Annotated in this window: 23 protein-coding genes and 1 pseudogene; 11 read left to right on the forward strand and 13 right to left on the reverse strand. The window is 60.3% G+C overall.

From position 1 onward, the window contains the following. Positions 1-223 (reverse strand): annotated as a pseudogene (glyA, locus tag ACR0AC_RS04990) (serine hydroxymethyltransferase); the annotation flags it as partial. Between the two features lie 167 nt (positions 224-390). Between glyA and ACR0AC_RS04995 the strand changes: the two are divergent. Beyond that, entirely contained in the window at positions 391-1152 is a 762-nt protein-coding gene (locus ACR0AC_RS04995) for an NAD kinase (protein WP_170449318.1), read from the forward strand. Between the two features lie 257 nt (positions 1153-1409). Here the strand turns inward: ACR0AC_RS04995 and ACR0AC_RS05000 are convergent, their stop codons facing one another. The 3 genes from ACR0AC_RS05000 to ACR0AC_RS05010 form a co-directional block, all read right to left on the reverse strand. Then, on the reverse strand, positions 1410-2846 hold the full coding sequence (locus ACR0AC_RS05000) for an amidase family protein (protein ID WP_480872230.1): 1437 nt from the start codon (positions 2844-2846) through the stop codon (positions 1410-1412). A gap of 76 nt (positions 2847-2922) precedes the next feature. After that, positions 2923-4812, reverse strand: a complete 1890-nt coding sequence (gene prpE / locus ACR0AC_RS05005) for a propionate-CoA ligase PrpE (protein WP_170735306.1) — start codon at positions 4810-4812, stop codon at positions 2923-2925. A gap of 263 nt (positions 4813-5075) precedes the next feature. Further along, positions 5076-7349 (reverse strand): NADP-dependent malic enzyme, encoded by a 2274-nt coding sequence (locus tag ACR0AC_RS05010; RefSeq protein WP_170449323.1) that lies wholly within the window; start codon positions 7347-7349, stop codon positions 5076-5078. Positions 7350-7535: 186 nt separating this feature from the next. Between ACR0AC_RS05010 and ACR0AC_RS05015 the strand changes: the two genes are divergently transcribed. The 7 genes from ACR0AC_RS05015 (at position 7536) to upp (ending at position 13923) form a co-directional block, all read left to right on the forward strand. After that, entirely contained in the window at positions 7536-8261 is a 726-nt protein-coding gene (locus ACR0AC_RS05015; RefSeq protein ID WP_170449325.1) for a hypothetical protein, read from the forward strand. Further along, positions 8206-9306 carry a cupin domain-containing protein gene (locus ACR0AC_RS05020; RefSeq protein ID WP_170622087.1) on the forward strand — a complete coding sequence of 367 codons (1101 nt, stop codon included), beginning with the start codon at positions 8206-8208 and terminating at the stop codon, positions 9304-9306. The genes ACR0AC_RS05015 and ACR0AC_RS05020 overlap by 56 nt, the downstream gene beginning before the upstream one ends. 92 nt (positions 9307-9398) lie before the next feature. After that, positions 9399-9791, forward strand: a complete 393-nt coding sequence (locus tag ACR0AC_RS05025) for a cytidine deaminase (RefSeq protein ID WP_170449329.1) — start codon at positions 9399-9401, stop codon at positions 9789-9791. A 4-nt stretch (positions 9792-9795) separates the two neighbouring features. Next, complete coding sequence (locus ACR0AC_RS05030) at positions 9796-11103, forward strand: thymidine phosphorylase (RefSeq protein ID WP_480872233.1); 1308 nt, start codon at positions 9796-9798, stop codon at positions 11101-11103. After that, entirely contained in the window at positions 11100-12311 is a 1212-nt protein-coding gene (locus tag ACR0AC_RS05035; RefSeq protein WP_480872234.1) for a phosphopentomutase, read from the forward strand. The genes ACR0AC_RS05030 and ACR0AC_RS05035 overlap by 4 nt, the downstream gene beginning before the upstream one ends. Beyond that, the gene (locus tag ACR0AC_RS05040; protein ID WP_480872236.1) at positions 12308-13294 is read left to right on the forward strand and encodes an adenosine deaminase; all 987 of its coding nucleotides are present in this window, start codon (positions 12308-12310) and stop codon (positions 13292-13294) included. Before ACR0AC_RS05035 ends, ACR0AC_RS05040 begins: the two co-directional genes overlap by 4 nt. Further along, positions 13291-13923: a uracil phosphoribosyltransferase gene (gene upp / locus ACR0AC_RS05045; protein WP_170449337.1), complete on the forward strand. Its 633-nt coding sequence runs from the start codon at positions 13291-13293 to the stop codon at positions 13921-13923. The genes ACR0AC_RS05040 and upp overlap by 4 nt, the downstream gene beginning before the upstream one ends. 6 nt (positions 13924-13929) lie before the next feature. On the opposite strand, the gene ACR0AC_RS05050 is transcribed toward upp, so the two are convergent. Next, on the reverse strand, positions 13930-14943 hold the full coding sequence (locus ACR0AC_RS05050) for a hypothetical protein (protein WP_170449339.1): 1014 nt from the start codon (positions 14941-14943) through the stop codon (positions 13930-13932). 126 nt (positions 14944-15069) lie between these two features. Here ACR0AC_RS05050 and ACR0AC_RS05055 point away from each other — a divergent pair, with 126 nt between their 5' ends. The 3 genes from ACR0AC_RS05055 to ACR0AC_RS05065 all read left to right on the forward strand — a co-directional run bounded on the left by ACR0AC_RS05055 (position 15070) and on the right by ACR0AC_RS05065 (position 17610). Next, positions 15070-16005, forward strand: a complete 936-nt coding sequence (locus tag ACR0AC_RS05055; RefSeq protein ID WP_170622083.1) for a DMT family transporter — start codon at positions 15070-15072, stop codon at positions 16003-16005. After that, complete coding sequence (locus tag ACR0AC_RS05060) at positions 16002-16661, forward strand: sulfotransferase family 2 domain-containing protein (protein WP_480872837.1); 660 nt, start codon at positions 16002-16004, stop codon at positions 16659-16661. The genes ACR0AC_RS05055 and ACR0AC_RS05060 overlap by 4 nt, the downstream gene beginning before the upstream one ends. Positions 16662-16836: 175 nt before the next feature. Further along, positions 16837-17610 carry a Hint domain-containing protein gene (locus tag ACR0AC_RS05065; RefSeq protein WP_480872238.1) on the forward strand — a complete coding sequence of 258 codons (774 nt, stop codon included), beginning with the start codon at positions 16837-16839 and terminating at the stop codon, positions 17608-17610. A gap of 55 nt (positions 17611-17665) precedes the next feature. On the opposite strand, the gene ACR0AC_RS05070 is transcribed toward ACR0AC_RS05065, so the two are convergent. From ACR0AC_RS05070 to ACR0AC_RS05105, 8 genes are all read right to left on the reverse strand, one after another. After that, a complete protein-coding gene (locus tag ACR0AC_RS05070) occupies positions 17666-19867 on the reverse strand; it encodes a 3-hydroxyacyl-CoA dehydrogenase NAD-binding domain-containing protein (RefSeq protein WP_170628345.1) in 2202 nt (733 codons plus the stop codon). Then, entirely contained in the window at positions 19860-20348 is a 489-nt protein-coding gene (locus tag ACR0AC_RS05075) for a cupin domain-containing protein (protein WP_170449345.1), read from the reverse strand. Before ACR0AC_RS05075 ends, ACR0AC_RS05070 begins: the two co-directional genes overlap by 8 nt. Next, entirely contained in the window at positions 20348-21559 is a 1212-nt protein-coding gene (locus ACR0AC_RS05080) for an acetyl-CoA C-acetyltransferase (RefSeq protein WP_170449347.1), read from the reverse strand. Before ACR0AC_RS05080 ends, ACR0AC_RS05075 begins: the two co-directional genes overlap by 1 nt. Before the next feature lie 11 nt (positions 21560-21570). Continuing rightward, complete coding sequence (locus ACR0AC_RS05085; protein WP_170449349.1) at positions 21571-22209, reverse strand: glutathione S-transferase; 639 nt, start codon at positions 22207-22209, stop codon at positions 21571-21573. A gap of 275 nt (positions 22210-22484) precedes the next feature. Beyond that, on the reverse strand, positions 22485-22697 hold the full coding sequence (locus ACR0AC_RS05090; protein WP_480872241.1) for a hypothetical protein: 213 nt from the start codon (positions 22695-22697) through the stop codon (positions 22485-22487). Positions 22698-22752: 55 nt separating this feature from the next. Next, a complete protein-coding gene (locus ACR0AC_RS05095; protein ID WP_480872243.1) occupies positions 22753-24534 on the reverse strand; it encodes an acyl-CoA dehydrogenase C-terminal domain-containing protein in 1782 nt (593 codons plus the stop codon). 42 nt (positions 24535-24576) lie between these two features. Further along, positions 24577-24978 carry a MerR family transcriptional regulator gene (locus tag ACR0AC_RS05100; protein WP_170449353.1) on the reverse strand — a complete coding sequence of 134 codons (402 nt, stop codon included), beginning with the start codon at positions 24976-24978 and terminating at the stop codon, positions 24577-24579. 247 nt (positions 24979-25225) lie between these two features. Next, a complete protein-coding gene (locus ACR0AC_RS05105; protein WP_170449355.1) occupies positions 25226-25594 on the reverse strand; it encodes a MerR family transcriptional regulator in 369 nt (122 codons plus the stop codon). Between the last annotated feature and the right edge of the window lie 29 nt (positions 25595-25623).

Genomic DNA, 25623 nt, shown 5'->3' on the forward strand with positions numbered 1-25623 from the left:
AGCCGCCATAGTAGCGCCGACCGGGATAGCCTTCGGCGTATTTGTTGGTCATGACCGAGCCCTGCGCCTCCATCACGGCGGCAGAGACGATGTTCTCGGACGCGATCAACTCGATCTCGTCGCGCTGGCGGCCCAGCTCGGATGTGATCGAGCCGAAAAGTTCCGGGTCGCGGTCGGACAGGGATTGGGTGAAAAAGCCCGTATCACGAAGGTTGGCGTTCATTTGCGCTCCATAGACTGGGGTAAAAACTTGCGGATTTCCTATCGGAAACCCACCATCGGCAAAAGGCATAAAGCGACGATTTGGCCCGCTGCGGCGTCAAGTCTGGCCTATTGAGGAAAGGTATGTTTGTTTCGGAACCAAATGTGTAGCACCGGAAACCAGACCCAATGAAAAAAAGAATCGCCTTCCTCGCCAGTGAGGCCGAGATGGCGCAGGACGCCCGTGATCGCCTGATTGAACAATATGGCAATGCCGCCCCGCGCGACGCCGAGGTGGTGGTTGCCCTGGGCGGTGACGGTTTCATGTTGCGCACATTGAAGAACATGCAGCATCTCGACGCGCCGGTATACGGTATGAATCGCGGAACAATCGGGTTCCTGATGAACAATTTTCATGAAGAGGACCTGATGGCCCGTCTTGCAGATGCGCAGGAAGAGGTCATCAACCCGCTGGCCATGCGGGCCATGGACCAATCGGGAAAGCTGCACGAGGCATTGGCGATCAACGAGGTCTCACTGCTGCGCGCAGGCCCGCAAGCCGCACGGTTGAAAATCAGCGTCGATGGGCGCGAGCGGATGGCGGAACTGGTCTGCGACGGTGCGCTTCTGTCCACGCCTGCCGGTTCGACGGCGTATAACTACTCGGCCCATGGTCCGATTCTGCCAATCGGGGCGGACGTCCTTGCCTTGACCGCAATTGCCGCATTCCGGCCGCGCCGCTGGCGGGGGGCTTTGCTGCCGAAGATTGCCAAGGTTCGATTCGACGTTCTGGACGCAGACAAACGCCCCGTCATGGCCGACGCTGATTCCATTTCATTCCCGGATATCGACTGGGTTGAGATTCGGTCAGAGCCTGCAATCACCCATCGCATCCTGTTTGACCCGGGCCATGGTCTGGAAGAGCGCTTAATCTCTGAGCAATTCACCTAAACTGCGATTTTTTTAGATTTATTTTCTCTTGTGTGAAGAAGTTCACACGGCATTCGTTACGGATTGGCTAATCTGACCGTGCTCGGAGATCACGCTATGGTGGGAGTGAGTGGCCACCTGTACGGCGTTTTCGAATGATTGCGTAAATTTCGCGCTGGCGAGGGTGGGTGGTGCTACGCTCGTCATCAGAAATCCGGGCATATTTAAGCAGCTGGACCCCGGGCCCAATAACCCGGGGTCTATTTTGTTTGGGGCGGTTACCCGTCTGAAAGCCTGTCCCATAGTGGCAGACACATCTGCCCGACACGTTCTTCGATGGCGGCGGCAGCGTCCACGGCCAGATCTTCGCGCCAGCGCCGCGCGGCAATCTGGACATTGATGGGCTGCGGACCTTTCGGCAACTGAGCCAGACGGGCAGGGACGCAGGCGGCGGGCAGGCCCAGAAAGTTCATCGCGTAGGAATAAACGGCGCAGCCCAGAACCTCATGCACGCCTTCGGCCCCTTCGGTGTCGCGGTCCGGCTTGAAGAAGGGTTGCGGCAGGAAGGGCGACAGGACCAGCGGGTAATCCTGTAGAAACAGCGACCATTCGCGCGCATAATGGCTGCGTTTGGCCAGCATCCTAAGCAACTCGGTTTCGACGATAGGCGGGAATTCCTGAAAATAGACGTCGAAGATGTCCTGAATGGTCTGAGAGCCCGCAGCCTCGACATCCGACTTCATCAGCGTCAGCACTTCGCCCATCAACGAGCGATAGCCGATCCGCCCGCATTCAAAGACATCGGGCGGATCGATTTCTTCCACCAGATACCCGGCATCCGCCAGCGCATCGCGCGCGGTGTCCAGCGCCTTTTCGACCTCGGGGTGAAGGGCGTAGCCAAAGGTGTTTTTGGTAAAGGCAACTTTGATCGGCCCTTCCAGATCGTCCCCGCGCCAAGGCATCGGCACGTGGAAAGGGTCCCGTGCGTCGGGCGCGATCAGGCTGGGCATCGACAGGTGCAGATCCGCAGCGGACCGGGTCAACAGCCCTTGCACCGACATGGATTGGGCCAGCGATCCGCGCTCGGCCTTTTGGCTGGGGTTCCAGGCGGGCACGCGACCCAGGCCGGGCTTGACCGTAACCGCGCCATTGGCGGCGGCGGGAAACCTGAGGCTGCCACCGATGTCATTGCCGTGAGCCAGCGCGCCGATACCCGCCATCACGGCAGCACCGGCCCCACCAGACGATCCCCCGGGCGAGATATGCTGACCCCAGGGGTTATGGGTGCGCCCGTATAGCGGGTTGTCCGTATCGGCGCGGAAGGAAAACTCTGGCGTGTTCGTGCGGCCGATCACAATGGCCCCGGCCTTTTGCAGGTTCGACACAACCGGGGCGTCATCCGGCGCGATCACGTCTTTCAACGCGACCACGCCGTTTGTGGTGGCGTGGCCCTTTTGATCGACATTCACTTTGATCGTGACCGGGACGCCGAACAACGGGCCGGGATCTTCGCCCTTTGCACGCGCCTGATCCAGATCTCGGGCACGGTCAAGCGCCTGATCGCTCAGGTCTTCGACCACTGCATTGAGGCTGGGATTAACCGCATGCATCCGATCAATCGCGGCTTGTGTTGCGGTTTCGGCGCTCAAGTCGCCGCTGCGGATCAGCTGTGTCAACTCGGTGGCGCTGAGACGCCAGATATCGCTTTGTGTCATGGGCCCTCACTGTCTGATCGTGACAGTAGGGGGCCTGTATCCGGTTGCAAGGGGGGCGGTGCAGGCCGCCCCGGACTTATTGCGCGTATCCGATGGTTTGCAGGGCCGCTTTGATCTCGTCCAGAATGGCCGGATCATCAATGGTTGCAGGCATCTTGTAGTCCTGCCCGTCGGCAATCGACACCATGGTGCCGCGCAGGATCTTGCCCGAGCGGGTTTTGGGCAAACGATCCACCACGACAGCCAGCTTGAAGGCCGCGACCGGCCCGATCTTGTCGCGGACCATCTTGACGACCTCCTGAACCACGTCGCCGTGATCGCGTGCGGCACCCGCATTCAGACACAGGAAACCCACCGGCATCTGGCCTTTCAGCTGATCCGAGACGCCAATCACTGCGCATTCTGCGACGTCGGGGTGGGCGGCCAGAACCTCCTCCATCCCGCCGGTCGACAGGCGGTGGCCCGCTACGTTGATCACATCGTCGGTGCGCGCCATGATATAGAGGTATCCATCCTCGTCGATCATGCCCGCGTCGCCGGTTTCGTAGTATCCGGGGAAATGTTCCAGATAGGATTTCCGGAAACGGTCCTCGGCATTCCACAGCGTTGGCAACGTGCCTGGGGGCAGGGGGAGTTTTACCGCAATCGCCCCCAACTCACCCGGTTTCATCGGGTGGCCGCCCTCGTCAAGGATTTGCACATCATAGCCGGGCATCGGTTTGGCGGGCGAGCCGAGCTTGGTCGGCAATTCCTCGATCCCCAGCGGGTTGCCTGCAATGGTCCATCCGGTTTCGGTCTGCCACCAGTGGTCGATCACCGGAACCTTCAGCGCGTCCTGCGCCCAGATGATCGTATCGGGGTCAGCACGTTCGCCCGCCAGATACAGCGCGCGCAAGCCTGACAGGTCATATTTGGCCAGCATCTCGCCTTTGGGGTCCTCGCGCTTGACGGCACGGATGGCGGTGGGGGCGGTGAAAAAGCTACGGACATTGTGTTCCGAGATCACCCGCCAGAAGGTGCCCGCGTCGGGGGTGCCGACAGGTTTGCCTTCGAACACGATTGTGGTGTTGCCGTGGATCAACGGGGCGTAGCAGATATAGGAATGGCCCACGACCCAACCCACATCCGAGGCCGCCCAGAACACTTCGCCCGGATCGACATTGTAGATGTTCTTCATCGACCAGTTCAGCGCAACCAGATGCCCGGCGGTTGGTCGTACAACCCCTTTCGGCGCGCCCGTGGTGCCCGAGGTATAGAGGATATAGGCCGGATCATTGCCCGCAACCGGCACGCATTCCGCCGGTTCAACGCCGTATTGGAAGCCGTGCCAATTGAAGTCGCGTCCTTCAATCAGTTGCGCAACCTCTTGTTCACGCTGGAAAATCACGCAGAACTCGGGCTTGTGCTTTGCCATGTCGATGGCGCCGTCCAGCAGGGGTTTGTAGTGCACCACGCGGCCCGGCTCCATCCCGCATGAGGCGGCGATGATCGCCTTGGGCTGTGCGTCATCGATGCGGACGGCCAGTTCGTTGCTGGCAAAACCGCCGAACACCACCGAATGCACGGCACCCAGTCGGGCGCAGGCCAGCATCGCCTCAAGCGCTTCGGGGATCATCGGCATATAGATGATGACCCGGTCGCCCTTTTCGATGCCCTTGGCCCGCAACGCCCCGGCCAGGGTGGCGACGCGGTTGCGCAGCTCGACATATGAGATCTCGCGCTTGGTATGGGTGATCGGGCTGTCATAGATAATGGCGGTCTGCTCGCCGCGCCCGTTTTCGACGTGGCGGTCGACGGCGTTCCAGCAGGTATTGACCTGCGCGTCACTGAACCATTCATAAAGCGGGGCGTTATCGTCAAACAGCGCTTTGCTCGGAGGTTTGTCCCAATCGATCCCTTTTGCAGCGTCCATCCAGAACGCCTCGGGGTCGTTTTTCCAGCTATCGTAAACGTCCTGATATGCCATTTTGTAATCCTCCCAAAGCACTGAGCACGTTGTTAGGTATCCGCCGCGTATCAAACAAGCGGCGCTTGTGACGCCGCGTCAGTTTATCGCAAAATCTTTGCAGTTCGGGTCGGAATGATCTGCAAATTATTGCAAACCCGTTTGGTTTTTTGGGCTTATTTGAATAACCTTGCGGAAATTGCAAATTTGTTAACTTTTCTGTGCAAAGGCGACGACTCGCCGAACGCCAAAGCAGGCGTTCGGCTTCATGATCGCGCATCGCATCAGCCGTAGTGTGCGACCGGGGTGCCGGCGATGGCCGCCATGTTCAGCAACCCGCGCGCTGTGATCGACGGTGTCACGATATGGGCTTTGTTTCCCATACCCATCAGAATCGGACCAACCTCGATCCCGTCGGCTTTCATCTTCAGAATGTTCCGCACTCCGCTTGCCGCATCGGCATGGGCAAAGACCAACACATTCGCCGCCCCTTCCAAACGCGAGGCCGGGAAGATCCGGGCCCTGAGCTCCGGGTCCAGCGCGGCATCAAGGTTCATCTCGCCTTCGTAGATGAAATCTCTTGGTCGCTGATCGAGTATTTCGATGGCGGCACGCAGGCGTTTGCCCGAGCCTTCGGCCTGATTGCCGAACTGAGATTGCGAACAGAACGCGATCTTGGGCTCCAGCCCGAAACGCCGCACATGGCGGGCCGCGCCTATGGTGGATTCGGCCAGTTCCTCGGGCGTTGGCAATTGCCGGACATGGGTATCGGCAATGAACAGGGGGCCGTCTTCCAGAATCATCAGCGACAGCGCGCCATGCGGGCGCAGGTCGCCCTTGTTCAACACCTGCTCGACATAGTTCAGGTGCCAGCGATATTCGCCAAACGTGCCGCAGATCATGCTGTCCGCTTCCCCCCGGTGAACCATGATCGCCCCAATGGCGGTTGTATTGGTGCGCATGATGGCCTTGGCCAGATCCGGCGTCACGCCCCGGCGTTGCATGATCTTGTGGTACGAGCTCCAATAGTCGTAATAGCGCGGGTCGTTCTCCGGGTTCACGATCTGACAGTCCTTGCCAGGCCGGATGGTCAGGCCCAGTCGGTCGCAGCGGGCATCGATCACCTCGGGTCGCCCGATCAGGATCGGTGTTTCGGTGGTTTCCTCCAGAACGGCCTGCGCGGCACGCAGGACCCGTTCATCCTCGCCTTCGGCAAACACGATCCGGCGCGAGGCTGCGGCTGCGGCTTCGAACACCGGCCGCATCAGCAGGGCGGATTTGAAGACGGTCTGGTTCAGCTTTTCCCTGTAGGCATCCAGATCCTTGATGGGACGTTTGGCAACGCCGCTGTCCATCGCTGCGCGCGCCACAGCCGAGGACACAACGCCCACCAGACGCGGATCAAAGGGTTTGGGGATCAGATAGTCCGGGCCGAAATTCAGCTGCTCGCCTTTATATGCGGCCGCAGCCTCGGCACTTGTCGTTGCGCGGGCCATTTCGGCGATGCCATCGACGCAGGCGATTTGCATCTCGTCATTGATCTCGGTCGCGCCAACGTCCAGCGCGCCACGGAAGATGAACGGAAAGCACAGGACGTTGTTCACCTGATTGGGAAAATCGCTGCGCCCTGTGGCGATGATCGCATCCGGCGCGACCTCGCGCGCGGCTTGGGGCAGAATTTCCGGGGTCGGGTTGGCCAACGCGAAGATGATCGGCTGATCAGCCATTCGGCTGACCATTTCGGGCTTCAGAACGTTCGGGCCGCTGAGACCCAGAAACAGGTCGGCCCCGTCGATCACGTCGTCCAGCGTGCGCAGGTCGGATTTCTGCGCGAACTGATCCTTGTGCGGGTTCATATCCTCTTCACGGCCTTCATAGACCAGCCCATGAATATCGCACAGCCAGATGTTTTCGCGCTTCACGCCAAGCTTGACCAACATGCTCAGACACGCGATGCCCGCCGCGCCACCGCCGGTCGAGACGATCTTGATGTCCTCGAAGGACTTGCCTGCGACGTGCAGCGCGTTTTTGGCGGCTGCTCCGACCACAATGGCCGTGCCATGCTGGTCGTCGTGAAAGACGGGGATGTTCATGCGCTCGCGGCACAGCTTTTCGACGACAAAGCAATCCGGGGCCTTGATGTCTTCCAGATTGATTGCGCCGAACGTGGGTTCAAGCGCGCAGACGATATCGGCCAGCTTTTCCGGGTCGGGCTGATCGACTTCGATGTCGAAACAGTCGATTCCGGCGAATTTCTTGAACAGGACCGCCTTGCCCTCCATCACCGGCTTCGAGGCCAGCGCGCCGATATTGCCCAACCCCAGAACAGCCGTTCCGTTCGACACCACAGCCACCAGATTCCCGCGCGAGGTATAAAGCTCCGCGTTCGACGCATCGGCCTTGATCTCAAGGCTCGCCTCGGCCACGCCGGGCGAATAGGCGCGGGCCAGATCGCGACCATTGGCCATTGGCTTTGTGGCCTTGATCTCAAGCTTTCCGGGTTTTGGATGGGCGTGATAGTCAAGCGCGGCTTGTCTTTGGCTGCGTGAGTCAGACATCAGCGATACGGCTCCCTTCTGGTATCTAACCGTGTGGTAACCGAGTTTTTGCGGCTTGGCTACGTTGCGTCACCTATCACAGCTTGATGTCTCTTAATCCGGGCTTGGTTGATTTCCGTTGTAAAATATTTACATTCGGCCAAATCCACTCACTCAAACTGCCGAACCAGCAGAACCAAGATAGGCATGACTTTCAGCACTGAAACCAAAGCAGAGCGTTTGACTCTGCCCGTTCGATTTGCACCCGCAACCGGCGTTGCGGTGACCCATTGTGTCATGTTGGCGACGCTGCTGTTTTGCGTGGTTGGGATACTGTGGCCAACCTGGGCGATCACGCATGTTAATGAAGGCGGGATTGTCGAGATTGCATCGGCTGTGATGCTGTTCGGCGCGGCTGTGGCGGCGTTGGTAACTTTGAAGGGGTTGCCGCGAGTGTATATTTCGCTGGGCTGTTTCCTTCTGGCAGAGCGAGAGATCGACACCGAGATCTTCGCCGCAGACAGCTCGCTTGCGGCTGTATTCAACGCGATTGACAACATGCTCGATCCCACTTGGGTGCGGGTGGTTCTGGGTCTGGTCTTGCTGTTCGGAGTGGTCTGGCACGGGATCCCAACGATCTGGAAAGCCCGCAAGGCCCGTGCGCCATTCCTTACCGTTTTTGCTTTGGCAGTGTTGGCTGTCGTCGTGGCGCAAGTTGTGGATCAGGTCGCACGGCCCAAATATACGGACTTTTCCCAACTGACGCTGATGCGGCTTTTTGTTGTGGAAGAAACGCTCGAGCTATTGTTTTCGATTGGCATTTTCGCTTCGGTTCTGATCGGATGGCGTAAACACCAACAGCACGAGACACTGCCCGATGCGCCCTTTGCGTTCGAACCAGACGATAGCCGAGTTCCGCTTACCAACGAATGAGCTAAGGGACGACATCCCATTTTACACCAAGGTTCTGGGGATGCGGATGGATATGATCTATCCCGCAGACGATCCGCGGACTGCCGTGTTCTCAGGTCATGGGTTGCGTCTGCGCATCGAAAAAGATGCGCCTGAAGGTGCCGGAACGCTTCGCATCCTGACCGAAGACCCCGATGCATTTGCCGGCGGCGAAAGGGTTTTGATCGCGCCAAACGGAACCCGAATCGAGATTGAAGACCGCGACCCGCCGCTGGTCATGCCCGAAACGGTCCATTCCTTTGTCGTCCGTCGCCTTAAAGATCAGGCCCCTTGGATCATCGGGCGAGCCGGGATGCACTATCGCGACCTCGTTCCGGATCGTTTGGGCGGCTCGATCATCGCCAGCCATATCCGCATCCCCGATGGCGGGCCGGTGCCGGATATGGTGCATTTCCACAAAGTGGGTTTTCAGCTGATCTTCTGCATCCATGGCTGGGTCGATGTTGTCTACGAAGATCAGGGTGACAAGATGCGCCTGACCGCCGGGGATTGCTTTATCCAGCCCCCGGAAATCCGCCACCGTGTGCTGGAAGCCTCGGACAACGTGCAGGTGATCGAGATCGGCGTTCCGGCCGAGCATGTCACCGAGATTGATCATGAGATGGAGTTGCCGACGCCTCATTTGCGTCCGGACCGGGAATGGCAGGGCCAACGCTTTGTCTACAATCAGGCCAAGGATGCCGAGTGGATACCCTTCCGGCTGCCGGGCTATGTTTGCCGCGACACGACGATTGCCGAAAACACCAAAGGCGTGGCCGGGGTACAGGTCATCCGCCGTGGGCAGGGGGACCCGGTTTGGGCCAGCCATGATACCGACATTCACTTTACCTTCGTCATGACCGGAGAGGTTACGTTGGAAGGCGAAGGGCGCGAGCCATACCGGCTGGAACAGGGGGATGCCTTTGTTATTCCGCCGGGAATGCGCACGCGGCTGGCGGACCCGTCCGAGGATATCGAATTGCTGGAAGTGACATTACCGGGAACCTTCAACACAATGCTGGAATAGGCGAAAAACACATGCTGGGGGCTTCAACTTCCCCGGCGCTTGCTATTAGGGTACGTTTTTCTGACCAACTGATCAAAAATTGGGGAATCGCCATGTCGCTCAAAGATGCTGCCCTGAAGGTTCGCGAAAACGCCCATGCGCCTTATTCGAACTTCAAGGTGGGCGCGGCGATCCTGTCGGGGTCCGGTACGCTTTACGTCGGCTGCAACGTCGAAAACGTGGCTTATCCCGAAGGCACCTGTGCCGAAGCAGGGGCGATAGCCGCCATGGTTGCCGCAGGTGAGACCGAACTGGCCGAGGTCTACGTCGTGGCCCAAAGCCCGCAACCGGTGCCGCCCTGCGGGGGGTGCCGCCAGAAACTGGCCGAGTTTGGCGCGCGCGACGTGAAGGTCACGCTGGCGACGACCGGGGGGATGGAACTGGAAACCACCATTGGTGATCTTCTGCCGGGCGCGTTCGACGCGTCCCATATGCAGGACGCCTGAGCCAATGGATGCCCGCTCGATCATCGCAAAACTGCGCCGGCATGAGGTGCCGACCGGCGAAGAATTGACATGGTTCGCGCAAGGTCTGGCCGATGGCGGGGTCAGCGACGCGCAGGCCGGGGCCTTTGCGATGGCGGTTTGCATGGGCGGGTTGGGCGCGCAGGGACGTGCCGACCTGACCCTAGCCATGCGCGACAGCGGCGATGTCCTGAGTTGGGATGTGGATGGGCCGGTGATCGACAAACACTCGACTGGCGGGGTGGGGGATTGCGTCAGCCTGATACTGGCCCCGGCGCTGGCGGAATGCGGGGCCTATGTTCCGATGATTTCCGGGCGGGGCCTTGGTCATACAGGTGGCACGCTGGACAAGCTTGAAGCAATTCCCGGTGTCACCACGCAGATCGGGCAGGACCGCCTGGCCCAGATACTAAGCGAAACCGGGGCCGCGATTGTTGGCGCAACCGGTCAGATCGCACCGGCCGACAAGCGGCTGTATGCGATCCGGGATGTCACGGCGACGGTCGAAAGCCTCGATCTGATCACCGCGTCAATCCTGTCCAAGAAACTGGCGGCCAGCCCCGAGGCATTGGTGCTCGATGTCAAAGTCGGCAGCGGCGCGTTCATGAAAACGCTGGACGAGGCGCGCAAGCTGGCACAGGCCCTGACCGAGACCGCGAATGCGGCTGGGTGCCGGACTTCGGCCGTGATCACCGATATGCATCAACCCTTGGCCCCGGCGCTGGGCAATGCGCTGGAAGTGGCCGAGGTGATGAATGTTCTGACAAATGCGCATTACGCGCCGCTGGCCGAAATTTCGGCCGAGCTGGGCGGCGTATTGCTGACCGATGCCGGCATGGTCGCCACGGCGGATGAGGGGCGAGACAAGATCACTGACGTTATCCGCGACGGGCGCGCAGCCGAGCGGTTTGGCCGCATGATGGCCGCTGTCGGCGGGCCGCTGCAGTTCGTCGAAAACTGGTCACGCTTCCTGCCCGAAGCCAGCGTGATCCTTGAGGTTCAAGCCCCGCGCGGTGGGTATATCAACGCGATAAATGGCGAGGCATTGGGCCTTGCCGTGGTTGCCTTGGGCGGTGGTCGGCAGGTCGAAAGTGACGTGATCGACCCGGCGGTCGGTATGTCCGGCATTGTCCGGCTGGGCGACAAAGTCGACAAAGGCGCGCCCTTGGCCGTGGTGCATGCCGCGCGGGAAGACGCCGCGCGGCAGGCCGCAGATACGATCCTGCAAGCCATCTCGATCGGCGATGATGCACCGATGACCCCGGCGCTGGTTCATGAAAGGATCACCGCATGAGCCGGGCTTTTCTGGTCGTCATGGACTCGGTCGGTATCGGCGGCGCACCGGATGCGGGCCAGTATTTCAACGGCGACGTGCCGGACATCGGGGCCAACACGGTTACCCATATCGCGCAGGCCTGTGCCGAGGGTCGCGCCGAGGACGGGCGCTCTGGCACGCTAGACCTGCCCAATCTGGACGCGCTGGGCCTTGGTGCTGCGGCGCGCCTGGCGTCGGGGGATGATACGCCGGGACTTGATGCTGAACCCTCGGGCCTCTGGGGCTGCGCGCGCGAACGTTCGCCGGGCAAGGACACGCCCTCGGGCCATTGGGAACTGGCCGGGCTACCCGTACCGTGGGATTGGCGCTATTTCCCCGACACCACCCCGGCCTTTCCCGCTGATCTGAGCCGAGCCGCAGCCGAGGCGGCGGGTGCCGACGGCATTCTGGGCGACTGCCACGCCTCGGGCACCGCAATCATCGCGGAACTGGGGGCCGAGCATATGCGGACCGGCTGGCCGATCTGCTACACCTCTGCCGACAGCGTGTTCCAGATCGCCGCGCATGAAGGCAGCTTTGGCCTCGACCGCCTGCTGCAGATGGGCCGGACGCTCGCGCCGCGTTTGCACCAGATGAAAGTGGGTCGGGTGATTGCACGGCCCTTTGTCGGATCGCCTGAGGACGGATTCACCCGCACCACCAACCGCAAGGATTTCGCGATCCTGCCGCCTGCTCCGGTGCTGACCAATTGGGTACAGGATGCCGGTCGCAAGGTACATGCCGTGGGCAAGATCGGCGACATCTTTTCGATGCAAGGGATCGACACGCTGCGCAAAGGTTCGGACGCCGAGTTGATGAGGCACCTGTCCGATCTGGTGGACCACGCCGAAGAGGGCAGCCTGACCTTCGCCAATTTCGTCGAATTCGACAGCCTCTATGGTCACCGCCGCGACATCAGCGGTTACGCCCGTGCTCTGGAATGGTTCGACCGGGAAATCGGCACAATCCTGCAAAAGCTGCGACCTGACGACCTGCTGCTGCTGACCGCCGATCACGGCAACGATCCCAGCTGGACCGGAACCGATCACACGCGCGAACAAGTGCCTGTTCTGGTCGCCGGAAAAGGAAGTGGCCAAGTCGGTCAGATCAGTTTTGCCGACGTCGCAGCAAGCATTGCCCATCACCTGAACATTCCGGCGCAAGGGCCGGGGAGAAGCTTTCTATGACCGTCGCAGACCTGCCCAAGATCGAGTTGCACCTGCACCACGAAGGCGCGGCCCCGCCCGCCTTTATCCGCCAACTCGCCCATGAAAAGCGCGTTGACCTGAGCGGGATTTTCAAACCTGACGGCAGCTATGACTTTCGTGATTTCGCCCATTTCCTCAGCGTGTATGAGGCCGCTTGTGAGGTTCTCAAAACGCCCGAGGATTTCCGCCGTCTGACGCTGGCGATACTTGAAGAAAGCGCCGCAAATGGTATTGTTTATTCAGAAACCTTTCTCAGCCCGGATTTCTGCGGCGGCGGGGATCTTCATGCCTGGCGTGACTATCTGACGGCCATTCAGGACGCCGCTGACGAGGCTGAGCGCAAGTTTGGCATCACCCTGCGCGGCGTCGTCACCTGTGTCCGTCATTTCGGACCAGAACAGGCCAAACGCAGCGCCCATTGCGCGGCGGAAACCGCAGGCGACTGGATCACCGGGTTTGGCATGGGCGGCAACGAATCCGTGGGCACCCAGGGGGATTTCAAATGGGCCTTCGACTGCGCCCGCGAGGCGGGTTTGCGTCTCACCACCCATGCGGGCGAGTTTGGCGGCCCGGAAAGTGTCCGCGATGCGATCCGCGACCTTGGTGTGGAACGCGTCGGCCACGGGGTGCGCGCGATTGAAGATCCTGACCTTGTGCACGAAATTACCGACCGTGGTATCACGCTAGAGGTCTGTCCGGGATCAAACGTGGTCCTTGGCCTGTTTCCAGATTTCGCAGACCACCCGATTGCAAGGCTGCGCGATGCAGGCGTCAACGTAACCGTTTCCACCGACGATCCGCCCTTTTTTCATACCACCATGCGGCGCGAATATGAGATGCTGCACGCAGCCTTCGGCTGGGACGCCGAAGACTTTGCTGCGCTGAATGAAACAGCCCTGAACGCGGCTTTTTGTGACGAAGGCACCCGCGCGCGGGTCAAGAAAAGACTGGAGAACTCATGAGCGATCACCTGACCGTCGTCGACCACCCGCTGGTGCAACACAAGCTGACGCTCATGCGGGGCAAGGGCACCTCGACCGCCGTGTTCCGGCAGTTGCTGCGCGAGATCACGCTGCTGTTGGCTTATGAGATCACGCGGGAAATGCCGCTGACGACGCGGCATATCGAAACCCCGATGGAGGAGATGGACGCCCCCATTCTGGCCGGCAAGAAGCTGGCGCTGGTCTCGATCCTGCGGGCGGGCAACGGGATGCTGGATGGGGTTCTGGAATTGATCCCCTCGGCACGGGTGGGATTTGTCGGCCTATATCGCGATGAAGAAACGCTGAAACCCGTTCAGTACTACTTCAAGGCCCCCGAGGGGCTGAAAGACCGTCTGGTCATCGCCGTGGACCCGATGCTGGCCACCGGCAACAGCTCTGCCGCCGCGATTGATCTGCTGAAAGAGCAGGGCGCGACCGATATTCGCTTTCTCTGCCTGCTGGCCGCACCCGAAGGTGTCGAACGCATGAAAGAGGCGCATCCAGATGTGCATATCGTCACCGCCGCGCTGGATCGCGAGTTGAACTCGAAAGGCTATATCATGCCCGGTCTCGGTGATGCCGGGGACCGGATGTTCGGCACCAAGTAAGGCGGATCACTCGCCGCAGATATTCTGTAGCCGGACCCAATCGCGGTCCGGCAACACCTGTTCCAACGTGCGCCCGGCCATCGGGTCGGCCTCGATCAGGCCCAGCACGGTTTCCCCGGTGATGTCACGTGCATAGGCATAAGGGGTCGAGGGCAGGGCGGCCTGCGCGAACATCGCCAGCAACGCCTCATCCGTGACCGAGGGGCGGGGTTCGGACAAGACCTGTTCGGTATAGCTGTCGACGATCTGAGGCGTCAGCCCTCCGGTTGTCAGCAATCGAAACGCCGAGGACGCGCCCGTCCGGTCCAGCAAATCATCCAGCGGGTCCTGCTGTTCGGACCGCGCCCGTTCTGCAATAACATATCCGGCGGCGACGGCTGGATCCTCATGATCCTCGACCAATGACCGGCTGAGTAGCACGGTACCGCCCGGCAGGCTGAGGCTGTCCTGCACCCCTGCAGGCAGGATGATGATCTGCCGCACGCCGGTCCGTTTCGCCAACCGATCCAATGACGCCTGCGCATCGCGTGAGGTACAGGCACGCCCCGACACACGCTCGATCCGTTTCAGAATCGCGCCGCCGATTTCCTGCCGCTTCACCTCGGGCACGACGGACACCACATGGCTTTGCAGCGCTCCGGGCAGCCACAACAGCATGACCGCCAGAACAGCGGCAACAACGCCCCCAACGCTGAGCCACCGCAGACGCCCGGGATGCGGACGTGCCTTGTCGATGGCGCGTTGCAGCCGGTCGATGGCTTCTAGCATGGTCTTTTCGCTTTCGGCCAGCTCCAGCGTCTCATCCGGGTCGCCATCGGGGTTGAAGATCGCCGGGAAGACGCCCGGATTTTGCCGTTCCAGCGCCGCCAGTGACCAATGCGTCAACGCCCGGTCATTGAAATCCGAGATGGTGAGCGTGGCCTCACCAATCGAGACGACAACCTCGCGCCGTTGTTCATCGGGCGAGGGGCGCCACAGACCGGTGGCTTCGATCCGCTGGTACTGTTTCAGGGCGGTCATCTGGATGGGTTCTGCTCGTATTTCTTTTGCCGCAGCTTAGCACGCCCAAATCGCGTGGCGCAAACTTGTTGCGTCGGGATTGGCAATTGTGCTGGATGGCGGGACGCAGAACAGGAACAATGGCAGATGCAGGCAGCTAAACCGACCTCACCGATTTTGGCCGCGGCCCTGATGGTCAGTTCCATGGCCATCATCGGGGTTGTGGACAATGTCGTGATTCTGCTGGCCGAGACAATAGGGCTGTGGCAATTCCACCTGAGTCGGGCCGCTTTGATGTTGCCCTTGATCGCAGGGCTGTCGCTGCTGGGCTTTGGCACGCTGCGCCCCAAACGGTTAGGGCCTGTCGTGGTGCGCAGCCTGCTGATCACCACGGCCATGCTGTTCTATTTCGCCTCGCTGGCTTTGATGCCGATTGCGCAGGCGCTGGCCGGGCTGTTTACCTCACCGATCTTTGTGCTTCTGATCTCGGCACTGGGGCTGAAACAACCTATCGGTCCGTGGCGTATCGGGGCAGTGATGATCGGGTTCATCGGCATCCTGTGCGTTTTGCAACCCAACCCAACCGATTTCGACGCCCGAACCCTGTTGCCGGTGGCGGGCGGGTTTTTCTATGCGCTCAGCGCCATTGTCACCCGCAGTCATTGCTCGGACGAAAGCACGGTGGCTCTGCTGGCGAATATGGTGATGACCCTGGGACTGGCAGGCGCAATCGGGTTGGCCTTTTTCACCGCCTTTCCGGTGGATACGCCCGAGGGGCCGGATGGGTTTGTGACCCGAGGGCTGGTCTGGGACTTCCAACCGGCCATCCCGTGGATCGTCGTGCAAGCCGTGGGGTCGACCATCGCGGTCTTCATGCTGATCAAGGCGTATCAAGTGGGCGAGCCGTCCTTTGTTGCCGTGTTCGAATATTCGGTGATGATCTTCGGCCCGCTTTTTGCCTGGGTGGCGTTGGGGCAGTCCATCGGCGTGATGCAGGTCTTTGGCATCGGACTGATTGCAACGGCGGGGGCCGTGCTGGGATGGCGCGCCAGTCGCGCAACGGCAGAGCAGGGCGTGGCGTGATCATCTCGACCGGACGCCGTTATGTGTTCGTGCATATCCCCAAGACCGGGGGCACGTCGCTGGTGTTGGCGCTGGAACAGCGGGCGATGAAGAATGACATTCTGTTGGGGGATACGCCCAAGGCGCTGAAACGTCGACGCCGCGCCAAATCCCTGAACGCGCGCGGGCGCTTGTGGAAGCATTCAACGCTGTCCGATATCGACGGGGTTCTGTCTGCCAAGGCTTTGACGTCGATGTTCGTGTTTACGATGGTGCGCAATCCGTGGGACCGGATGGTGAGCTATTATCATTGGCTGCGGGTACAGAGCTTTGATCACCCGGATGTCGGGCGCGCCAAAGATCTGGATTTCGGGTCGTTTGTCCTGCATCCGTCCACGCTGCGATCCTTTCGGCACCACCCCGCGCGCGCCTATGTGACCATGGCCAACGGGGCCGAAAGATGTGACGCATATATTCGCCTTGAGCATTTCGCACAGGACGCGCGGCCTCTGATCGAACATCTCGGGTTTGACGTGGAGCTGCCGCATCTGAACCGGTCGAAGCGGGATCGCGATTACCGTCGGTACTATACGACGCAAACAGTGGATGCGGTTGCCCAAGCCTGCGCGGAAGATATTCGGAGATTCGGATATCAGTTCGACGGATCGGCCCAGTAATCGTTTCCGAACGCGGATCAAAAGAAGTATTTACCCCGCATTTGTCTGTAAAATGTGCGCAAAAGGGGCCTCAAAAGGCCCAAATTGGGCGCAAATATGTCAGAAATAAGTCACCTCTTAAAATTCATGCTATCCGTTTTGCATCGTTAGTTTGTGCCACAAGGGGGTGAGGCACGTGTTTGAAGTAGTGAGTGTTTCGGGGTTTTCGGATCAATCTGGTGACGTTGATTTCGCCGACCCGAATAAAGCGGTAAACGCACGCCGTGGTGGTTTGTTGCACGGCACCAAAGTTGCTACCACAAGTGGCTGGAAGTTGATCGAACGGGTTGCCGTGGGCGATCTGGTGCGAACTTTGGATAACGGGTTTCGCGAGGTGCGCCGGATTTCGACCTGTTGCGTCGTCATTCCGGCCGACGAAACCCGCGCCGATTACATGCCGATATTTGTACCCGCACGGGCGACCTATAACGGGCGGCCCGTCTGGTTGATGCCCGAGCAGGGCATGGCGCTGGACCTTGGGAAACTCGATCCCGACGCGGCGGGTGTCTCGGTCATTCCGGCCCGGATGTTGAACGGTGCGTGCCGGATGTCGGCGCAGGTGCCGGGGTCATCGTTCCAGGTGACGACTTTGTTTTTTGACACGGATGAGGTGATCTTTGTCGAGGGCGGGCTGCAGGCCTTTTGCCCGGCCGGTCGGTTCAGTGCCCGTTCGGCACAGGAACACGCGCCCTATAGGGTGGCGGATGAACAGACCGCGACGGCTTTGGTCAATTCGATTGCAATCAGGGGCGACGTTTCAGCCCTTGCAAACCCGTTGGGTGCACTGCCTGCACCCATCCCGCAGGAACCGATTTTCCCGATCCGCCCGCCATCCGGCATGCGCAGGCCGGGGCGTCCGGGCAGGCCAAATGCGCCTGTCCTGTTTCTGCGGCCTGAATGGCAGACCTAACCAAACACGAAAAGAACGATGCAGGCGCGTGGTGTCACGCGCCTGCATCAATTGATTAAGCGGCTTTGGCTTCGGGGTCGAAGCGGCCATAGAAGGTCTGACCTTTCTCGGCCATCTCACGCAGCAGCGGCGGGCAGGCAAAACGCTCGCCATAGGCTGCGGCCAGTTGGTCGCAACGCTCGGCGGCGTAAGGCGCGCCGATGATGTCAAGCCAGCTCAGCGGACCACCGGACCACGGCGCAAAGCCCCAGGCCAGAATGGCGCCCACATCGCCTTCGCGGATGTCTTCCAGTACACCCTCTTCCAGCGCGCGCACCGCTTCCAGAACCTGCGCGAACATTAGACGTTCCTGCACTTCGATCAGGTCGGGCTGATCCTCGGCCAGCGGATACTTGTCCTGCAGGCCGTTCCAGTACCCGACGCGCTTGCCCTTTTCGTCATAGTCAAAGAAGCCTGCGTTCGATTTGCGGCCCAGACGGCCCTGTTCTTCCATCCAGAAGATCAGATCGTCCGAGGGGCTTTCGGGATAGGCATCGCCCATCGCCGCCTTGGTGGCACGGGCGATCTTGGCCCCCAGATCGATCGAGGTCTCATCAGTCAGCTGAACCGGACCCACCGGGAAGCCCAGTTGCCGCGCGGCGTTGTCGATCAGCACGGGGCTGACGCCCTCGGTGATCATGCGCGCACCTTCGTTGATGTAGGGGATGATGCAGCGGTTGCAGTAGAAGAAGCGTGCATCGTTGACCACGATGGGCGTCTTCTTGATCTGGCGCACATAGTCCAGCGCCTTGGCGACCGCGCGATCCCCGGTTTCCTTGCCCTTGATGATCTCGACCAGGAACATCTTCTCGACCGGCGAGAAGAAGTGGATGCCGATGAACTGATCCGGACGCGCCGAGGCTTTGGCCAGATCGGTGATCGGCAGGGTCGAGGTGTTCGAGGCAAAGATGCAATCCTCGGGGATGATCGCTTCGACCTTCTTTGTCATCTCGGCCTTGACGCCCATGTCTTCGAAGACGGCTTCGATGATCAGGTCACAGCCTTTCAGGTTGTCCAGATCCGGGGTCGCGGTGATGCGGCCCAGCATGGCCTCTTTCTTTTCAGCGGTGACCTTGCCGCGCTTCATGCCCTTGTCCAGATAGGTCTCGGTATAGGCCTTGCCCTTGTCGGCGGCTGCTTGATCACGGTCGACCAGAACCACTTCCATACCGGCCTGCGCCGACACCAGCGCGATGCCCGCACCCATCATGCCCGCGCCCAGAACGCCGATCTTCTTGACCGACTGATCGGGAACACCAGCGGGACGCACAGCGCCTTTTTCCAGCGCTTCCTTGTTCAGGAACAGCGAGCGGATCATGGCACCCGAGGACGGGTTCATCAGCACGGATGTGAACCAGCGCGCCTCGATCTTCAGCGCGGTGTCGAAATCGACCAGAGCACCTTCGTAAACCGCGCTCAGCAGCGCCTTGGCAGCCGGGAAGGCGCCTTGGGTCTTGCCATGCACCATCGCCGAGGCTCCGACGAAGTTCATGAAGCCCGCAGGATGGTAGGGCGCGCCGCCGGGCATCTTGTAGCCTTTGGCATCCCAAGGCTTGACGATGTCGCCGTCCTTGGCGTTCAGCACCCATTCCTTGGCCGCAGCCATCGGGTCTTCGGCGATCTCATCGATATAGCCTGCGCCCTTGGCTTTCTTGACGTCCAGCATCTTGCCTTCCAGCAACAGCGGAGCCGCCGCAATCGCGCCAACCTTGCGCACCATCCGCGTGGTGCCGCCCGCGCCGGGGAAGATGCCGACCATAATCTCGGGCAGGCCGAACTTTGCCTTGGGGTTTTCGGCGGCAAAGATGCGGTGCGTGGACAGCGGCAGTTCCATACCGATGCCCGCGGCGGTGCCGGGCAGAACGGTGGCAATCGGCTTGCCGCCCTTCTTGGTCTTGGGGTCCATGCCCGCAAGCTCGATCTTGCGCAGCAGGGCATGCATCTGCATCGTGCCCTCGAACAGACCCTTGGCCGGATCGTCGCCTGCCTGTTCCTTCATCACCGCCAGCAGGTTCAGGTCCATGCCACCGGCAAACGAGCCTTCCTTGCCCGAGGTGATGACGATGCCCTTGACCGCGTCATCTGCCAGCGCATCATCGATGCAGCTGCTCAGTTGCGCCAGCCCGTCAAAGGACATCACGTTCATGGTTTTCCCGGGCACATCCCAGGTGATGACGCCCACGCCATCAGAGTCTTTTGTCAGAGTGAATTCAGTCATTGTCATCTCCAATCTGGTCAGCCGTCAGCGGGCTGCCGTCTTTGCGGGTAAAGCGAAAGCCGTCGGCATCGAACTTCACCATCATGTCTAGGTCGCTGTAATAGCCGGTCTCGGTCGGGGTCCGTGTGCCCACCACCAGAAAGGTCGCGGGCGCATCGGTTTTGTTCACAAGGTGGTGGCCGTTGGCCTCACCTGCGGGAAAAGCGGCGCAATCACCGGGCTGCATCTCATGCTCACCATCATCGTCGATCAGGGTACAGGTGCCGCTGAGGACGATGGCGAACTCGTCCTGTTCCATGTGATAATGGCGCAGCGAGGACAGCCCCTGCGGTTCCAGCCGCACGATGTTGACCCCGTACTGGGTCAGCCCGCCAGCATCCCCCACAGGCTGGACAAAGCGGCCATCGCCTGCCTTTGCCAGCTTGCCGGGATAGCCCGAACCGCCCCTGAATGGGATCTGAGAGAGATCCAGCTTGGGCATCAGACCCTCTCGATGATGGTTGCCGCACCCATGCCGGACGCGATGCAAAGCGTTGCCAGACCCATTTCCTTGTCCTGACGCTCAAGCTCGTCCAGCAGCGTGCCGATGATCATCGCACCGGTTGCGCCCAGCGGGTGACCCATCGCGATCGAGCCGCCATTTGGGTTGACCAGCGCCGGATCGACGTCAAACGCCTGCTGGAACCGCAGCACGACCGAGGCGAAGGCTTCGTTCACTTCGAACAGGTCCAGATCGCTGATCTTCATGCCATTGTCGGCCAGAATCTTCTCTGTCACCGGAACAGGGCCGGTCAGCATGATGGTCGGATCGGTGCCGATCTTGGCGGTCGCCTTGATACGCGCGCGCGGTTTCAGGCCGTATTTCTCGCCAAACTCCTTGTTGCCGATCAGCACAGCAGCGGCCCCATCCACGATGCCCGAGCTGTTGCCCGCGTGGTGGACGTGGTTGATCTTTTCCAGATGCGGGTATTTCAGCATCGCTACCTTGTCAAAGCCCGGCATCTGCTCGCCCATCATCTGGAAGGACGGGTTCAGCGAACCAAGGCTTTGCATGTCGGTGCCGGGGCGCATGTACTCGTCGCGGTCCAGAATGGTCAGCCCGTTCTGATCCTTGACGGTGATGACCGATTTCTCGAACCGGTTGTCCGCCCAGGCCTCTGCGGCACGGCGCTGCGATTCAACCGCCAGCGCGTCCGCGTCATCGCGAGTAAAACCATATTCGGTGGCAATGATGTCGGCCGAAATGCCCTGCGGCACGAAATAGGTGCCCATCGCCAGCGAGGGGTCCACGGCAATCGCCGCACCGTCGCTGCCCATGGCCACGCGGCCCATCATCTCGACACCGCCGGCGATATAGGCCTCGCCTGCGCCGCCTTTGACCTGGTTCGCCGCCAGGTTCACCGCTTCCATGCCCGAGGCGCAGAAACGGTTGATGGCCAGACCGGGGATCGATTCATCCAGATCCGAGGCCAGAACAGCCGAGCGCGCCAGACAGCCGCCTTGCTCCATCACCTGCGTGACGTTGCCCCAGATCACGTCCTCGACAGCGTGGCCTTCCAGATTGTTACGCTCTTTCATCGCGTTCAGGGTCAGGGCGGACAGGCGCACCGAGGTCACCTCGTGCAGGCTGCCATCCTTGCGGCCCTTGCCGCGCGGGGTGCGCAGGGCATCATATATGTAAGCTTCGGTCATGAGACTTCTCCTTAAGCTCGATCCGACGGGTTGCCGGGCATCAGGTCATAGGGGTGTTTCCAGCCGGGCTGTGCGCTGAGACGGGTCAGCCAGGCATCGATATGGGGCCAGTCGGCACGGTCAAAGCCGAATGGTTCGGGGTAATACAGATAGCCGCAGCAACTGAGATCCGCGTTGGTGACGCCATCACCAACAATCCAGTCACGGCCTTCCAAATGGGCATTAAGGACTTCGTAAGCCGCTTTCAATCGTCCCTGATTAAACGCAATCACATCCGGGTTACGGTGTTTTTCCGGCAGGAAATTGACCAGAAACCGCGTCAACCCGGCCATCGAGCTGAGCTTGTGGTTGTCCCACAGCACCCAGCGAAGGATCTCGTAGTTCTCGTCCCGGTCCTTGCCGCCGAACTTGCCGGATTTTTCGGTCACGTAAGCCTGAATGGCGCCGGACTGGCTGGTGCGAAAATCGCCATCGACAAGAAACGGGGCTTCGCCCATCTCGTTGGCGTCCTTGCGGAACTCTGGCGTGCGGGTCTCACCGTTGAAGAAGTCGACAAAGACCGGCTCCCACTGCAGCCCGGACATCTCCAACGCCAGCGCCGCCTTGTAGCTGTTTCCGCTTTCTCCGAAGCAGTGCAGTTTGATCGTCATGCGATTGCCCCTCCCAAGGCGCATGTGGTCAGGTTGGAATTGAGTATTTGTAAAAAGATGAAGTGAGGAGTTTACCATTTATCAAACCGGATCTGTTTCACTCGGCTTGCGGTACAGGCTGGAGAGCCGATGACCGCAAAAGGTGAAGTCGTCCCTGTCCTGATGGCGAGTGCGCCCGGTGGCAGGGGCGCATCACGTCTTCATCTTTTCAGAAATACTCCCGCCGGAGGCGTCCGGCCCTAAGGCCGTAGCAGGCAGTTGGTTGGTGCGTGCCCTCACCGTTTTCGCGCTTCCAGATCAGAGTTGAAGATGCGCAGACGGTGGGTCAGATTCTCCTCGTCAATCACGCTGTTGAAGTTCTCGAACAGAAAGGACAGCGCCTCACCTTCATCCAGACCGGCCTCACGGGCGAAACCCTTGAGTTTGCGATACCCGTCTTCAGTCATGGCGACCGGAAAACGGCGGGTCAGGCGAAAACGTTTTGGCATCTTGTATCCTCTCAATAGCTGGGCCCGGGCATGAGCGCCCGGACCCAGACTGAGATCAGAAGCTCGCCGCGTCCAGAGCCATCACAGTGTCCGCACCGGTCTGGATACGGGCCAGATGCAGCGTCGTGGCGGGCAGGCGGCGGGCCATGTAGAAGCGACCGGTATTGATCTTGGTCTCGTAGAACTCTTTGTCCGACGCACCATTGTCCAGCGCACCCTGCGCGGCCTTGGCCATCTGCGCCCACATCAGGCCCAGGCAGACATGGCCGAACATATGCATGAAGTCATAGGATCCCGACAGCGCGTTGTTGGGGTTCTTCATGCCCTGCTGCATGAAATACATGCCAGCGGCCTGCAGATCCTTCGACGCAGCCTTCAGCGGTTCGATGAACGCCTTGTCATAAGCTTCGTCCTGGCCCGTGTTCTCTTTGCAGAACCCCTTGACCATTTCGAAGAAGGCCATCACGTGCTTGCCGCCATCCTGTGCCAGTTTGCGGCCCACCAGATCCAGCGCCTGAACGCCGTTGGCGCCTTCGTAGATCTGGGCGATACGGGCGTCGCGGGTGTATTGCGACATGCCCCATTCCTCGATGTAGCCGTGGCCGCCATAGACCTGCTGCGCCTGAACCGTCATGTCGTAACCCTGATCGGTCAGGAAGCCCTTGATCACCGGTGTCAGCAGCGAAATCAGACCGTCCGCGTCCTTGTCACCCGAGCGATGCGCCTTGTCGATCATCGTCGCGCCCCACAGGATGAACGCGCGCGCGCCTTCGGTAAAGCTTTTCTGATCCATCAGGTTGCGGCGGATGTCGGGGTGCACGATCAGCGGATCGGCGGGGCCGTCCGGGTTTTTCACGCCGGTCACGTCGCGGCCCTGTAGGCGGTCCTTGGCGTATTCGACGGCGTTCTGATAGGCGGCCTCGGCCTGCGCCAGACCCTGCATGCCCACACCCAGACGCGCTTCGTTCATCATGGTGAACATGGCGCGCATGCCTTTGTGTTGGTCGCCCAGCAGCCAGCCGGTCGCCTCGTCATAGTTCATCACACAGGTCGAGTTGCCGTGGATGCCCATTTTCTCTTCGATCTTGCCGACCGAAACACCGTTGCGCTCGCCCGGGGTGCCGTCTTCGTTCACGATGAATTTGGGCACGATGAACAGCGACACGCCTTTGATGCCTTCGGGGCCGCCGGGGATCTTGGCCAGCACCAGATGGATGATGTTGTTGGACATGTCGTGATCGCCAGCCGAGATAAAGATCTTCTGACCCGAGACCTTATAGCTGCCGTCTTCCTGCGGTTCCGCCTTGGTGCGCATCAGGCCCAGATCGGTGCCGCAATGCGGTTCGGTCAGGTTCATGGTGCCGGTCCATTCGCAGCTGACCATGTTGGGCAGGTATTTGTTCTTCTGCTCGTCCGAGCCGTGCGCCAGAATGGCCGAGGCCGCGCCGTGGGTCAGGCCCTGATACATGGTGAAGGCTTGGTTCGCGGCCGAGAACATCTCGCCCACAGCAGTCCCGATGACATAGGGCATGTTCTGGCCGCCATACTCTTCCGGCATGTCGAGGCCAGTCCAGCCACCTTCTTTCACCTGCTCGAAAGCGTCCTTGAACCCGGTCGGCGTGTAAACGATGCCGTTTTCCAGCCGACACCCTTCGGTGTCGCCCACGGTGTTCAGCGGATGCAGCAAATTCGCGGCAACTTTGCCTGCTTCTTCCAGAACTGCGCCGGTAAATTCGGCTTCCAGTTCATCATAGCCGGGAATATCCGACTGCGAGACTTTCAGAACGTCATGCAGGATGAACTGCGTGTCTTTGGTAGGCGCGTTATACACGGGCATGGAAAGCTCCCTTAATTCATATTTCCAGCCGGCAGGCCGAGGTTACTCGGCTGCCTTTTTTTCCTGTTTCATCGAGGCGATGACTTTTTCGCCCCAACGCAACTGTTCTTTCAGATCGTCGATTGCCTGCGTCAGTTCTTCGCGGCGCGATTCCATGTCTGCCAGACGGTCGCACGCGATCTCATAGGTGCGGGTCATCTGGGTCAGTTGCTGATCGCCCACATGGTACAGATCCAGAAGCTGGCGAATTTCCTCCAGGCTGAACCCGAACCGCTTGCCGCGCAGAATCAGCTTCAGCCGCGCGCGGTCGCGTTTGGTGAACAGGCGTTTCTGACCCTCGCGGATCGGAAACAGCAGTTCCTTCGCCTCGTAGAACCGCAAGGTACGGGGCGTGACATCATAGGTCTCGCACATCTCACGGATGGTCATCAGATCTTCGGTCATTCGTCATACTCTCGTCACTGGCGTCACTGGACATGACTTGCGCAGTTGCTGGTCGCTTTACAACATGAGAGTGACGTTTACGTAATCCAAACGCTGCGTCATTTCCAAGTTGACGTAACTTCCGAACGCGTAAACAGACTCAGGGGCAATTTTGTTTCCCCTGCGTCAACCGGGAATCGGGACGGACGCCGCCAAAACGACTGGCAGATTTATGGGCGCTTGCGGCACCCGGCAGGCATTGAGCCTGTCAGTTCAGAGATTTTGCTGTCTGGTCGCGCAGGCGCTTGAGCTCGCCCATCGCCTCGTCCAGTTGCTGGCGCTGCTGGTTCAGTTCGTCCATCTGGCGGTCGGCCATTTCGACAAAGGCAGCCATTTGCGCCTCGTTGCCCTGATCTTCATAGATCAGCAGCCACTGACGAATCTCTTCCAGCGGAAAGCCGAATTTGCGCCCGCGCATGATCAGCGTCATGCGCGCGCATTCGCGGGGGCCGTAAAACCGCGACCGGCCTTCCCGATCGGGCTGCAACAACTCGATATACTCGTAGTAACGCAGGGTACGCGGAGTCACATCGTACTCAGCGCACATCTCTTTGAATGACAAACGGTTGTCGGACATTCCTGGTCTCCTTGGCAGCACCGTAGGGT

The sequence above is a fragment of the Ruegeria sp. H7 genome (assembly GCF_056532945.1).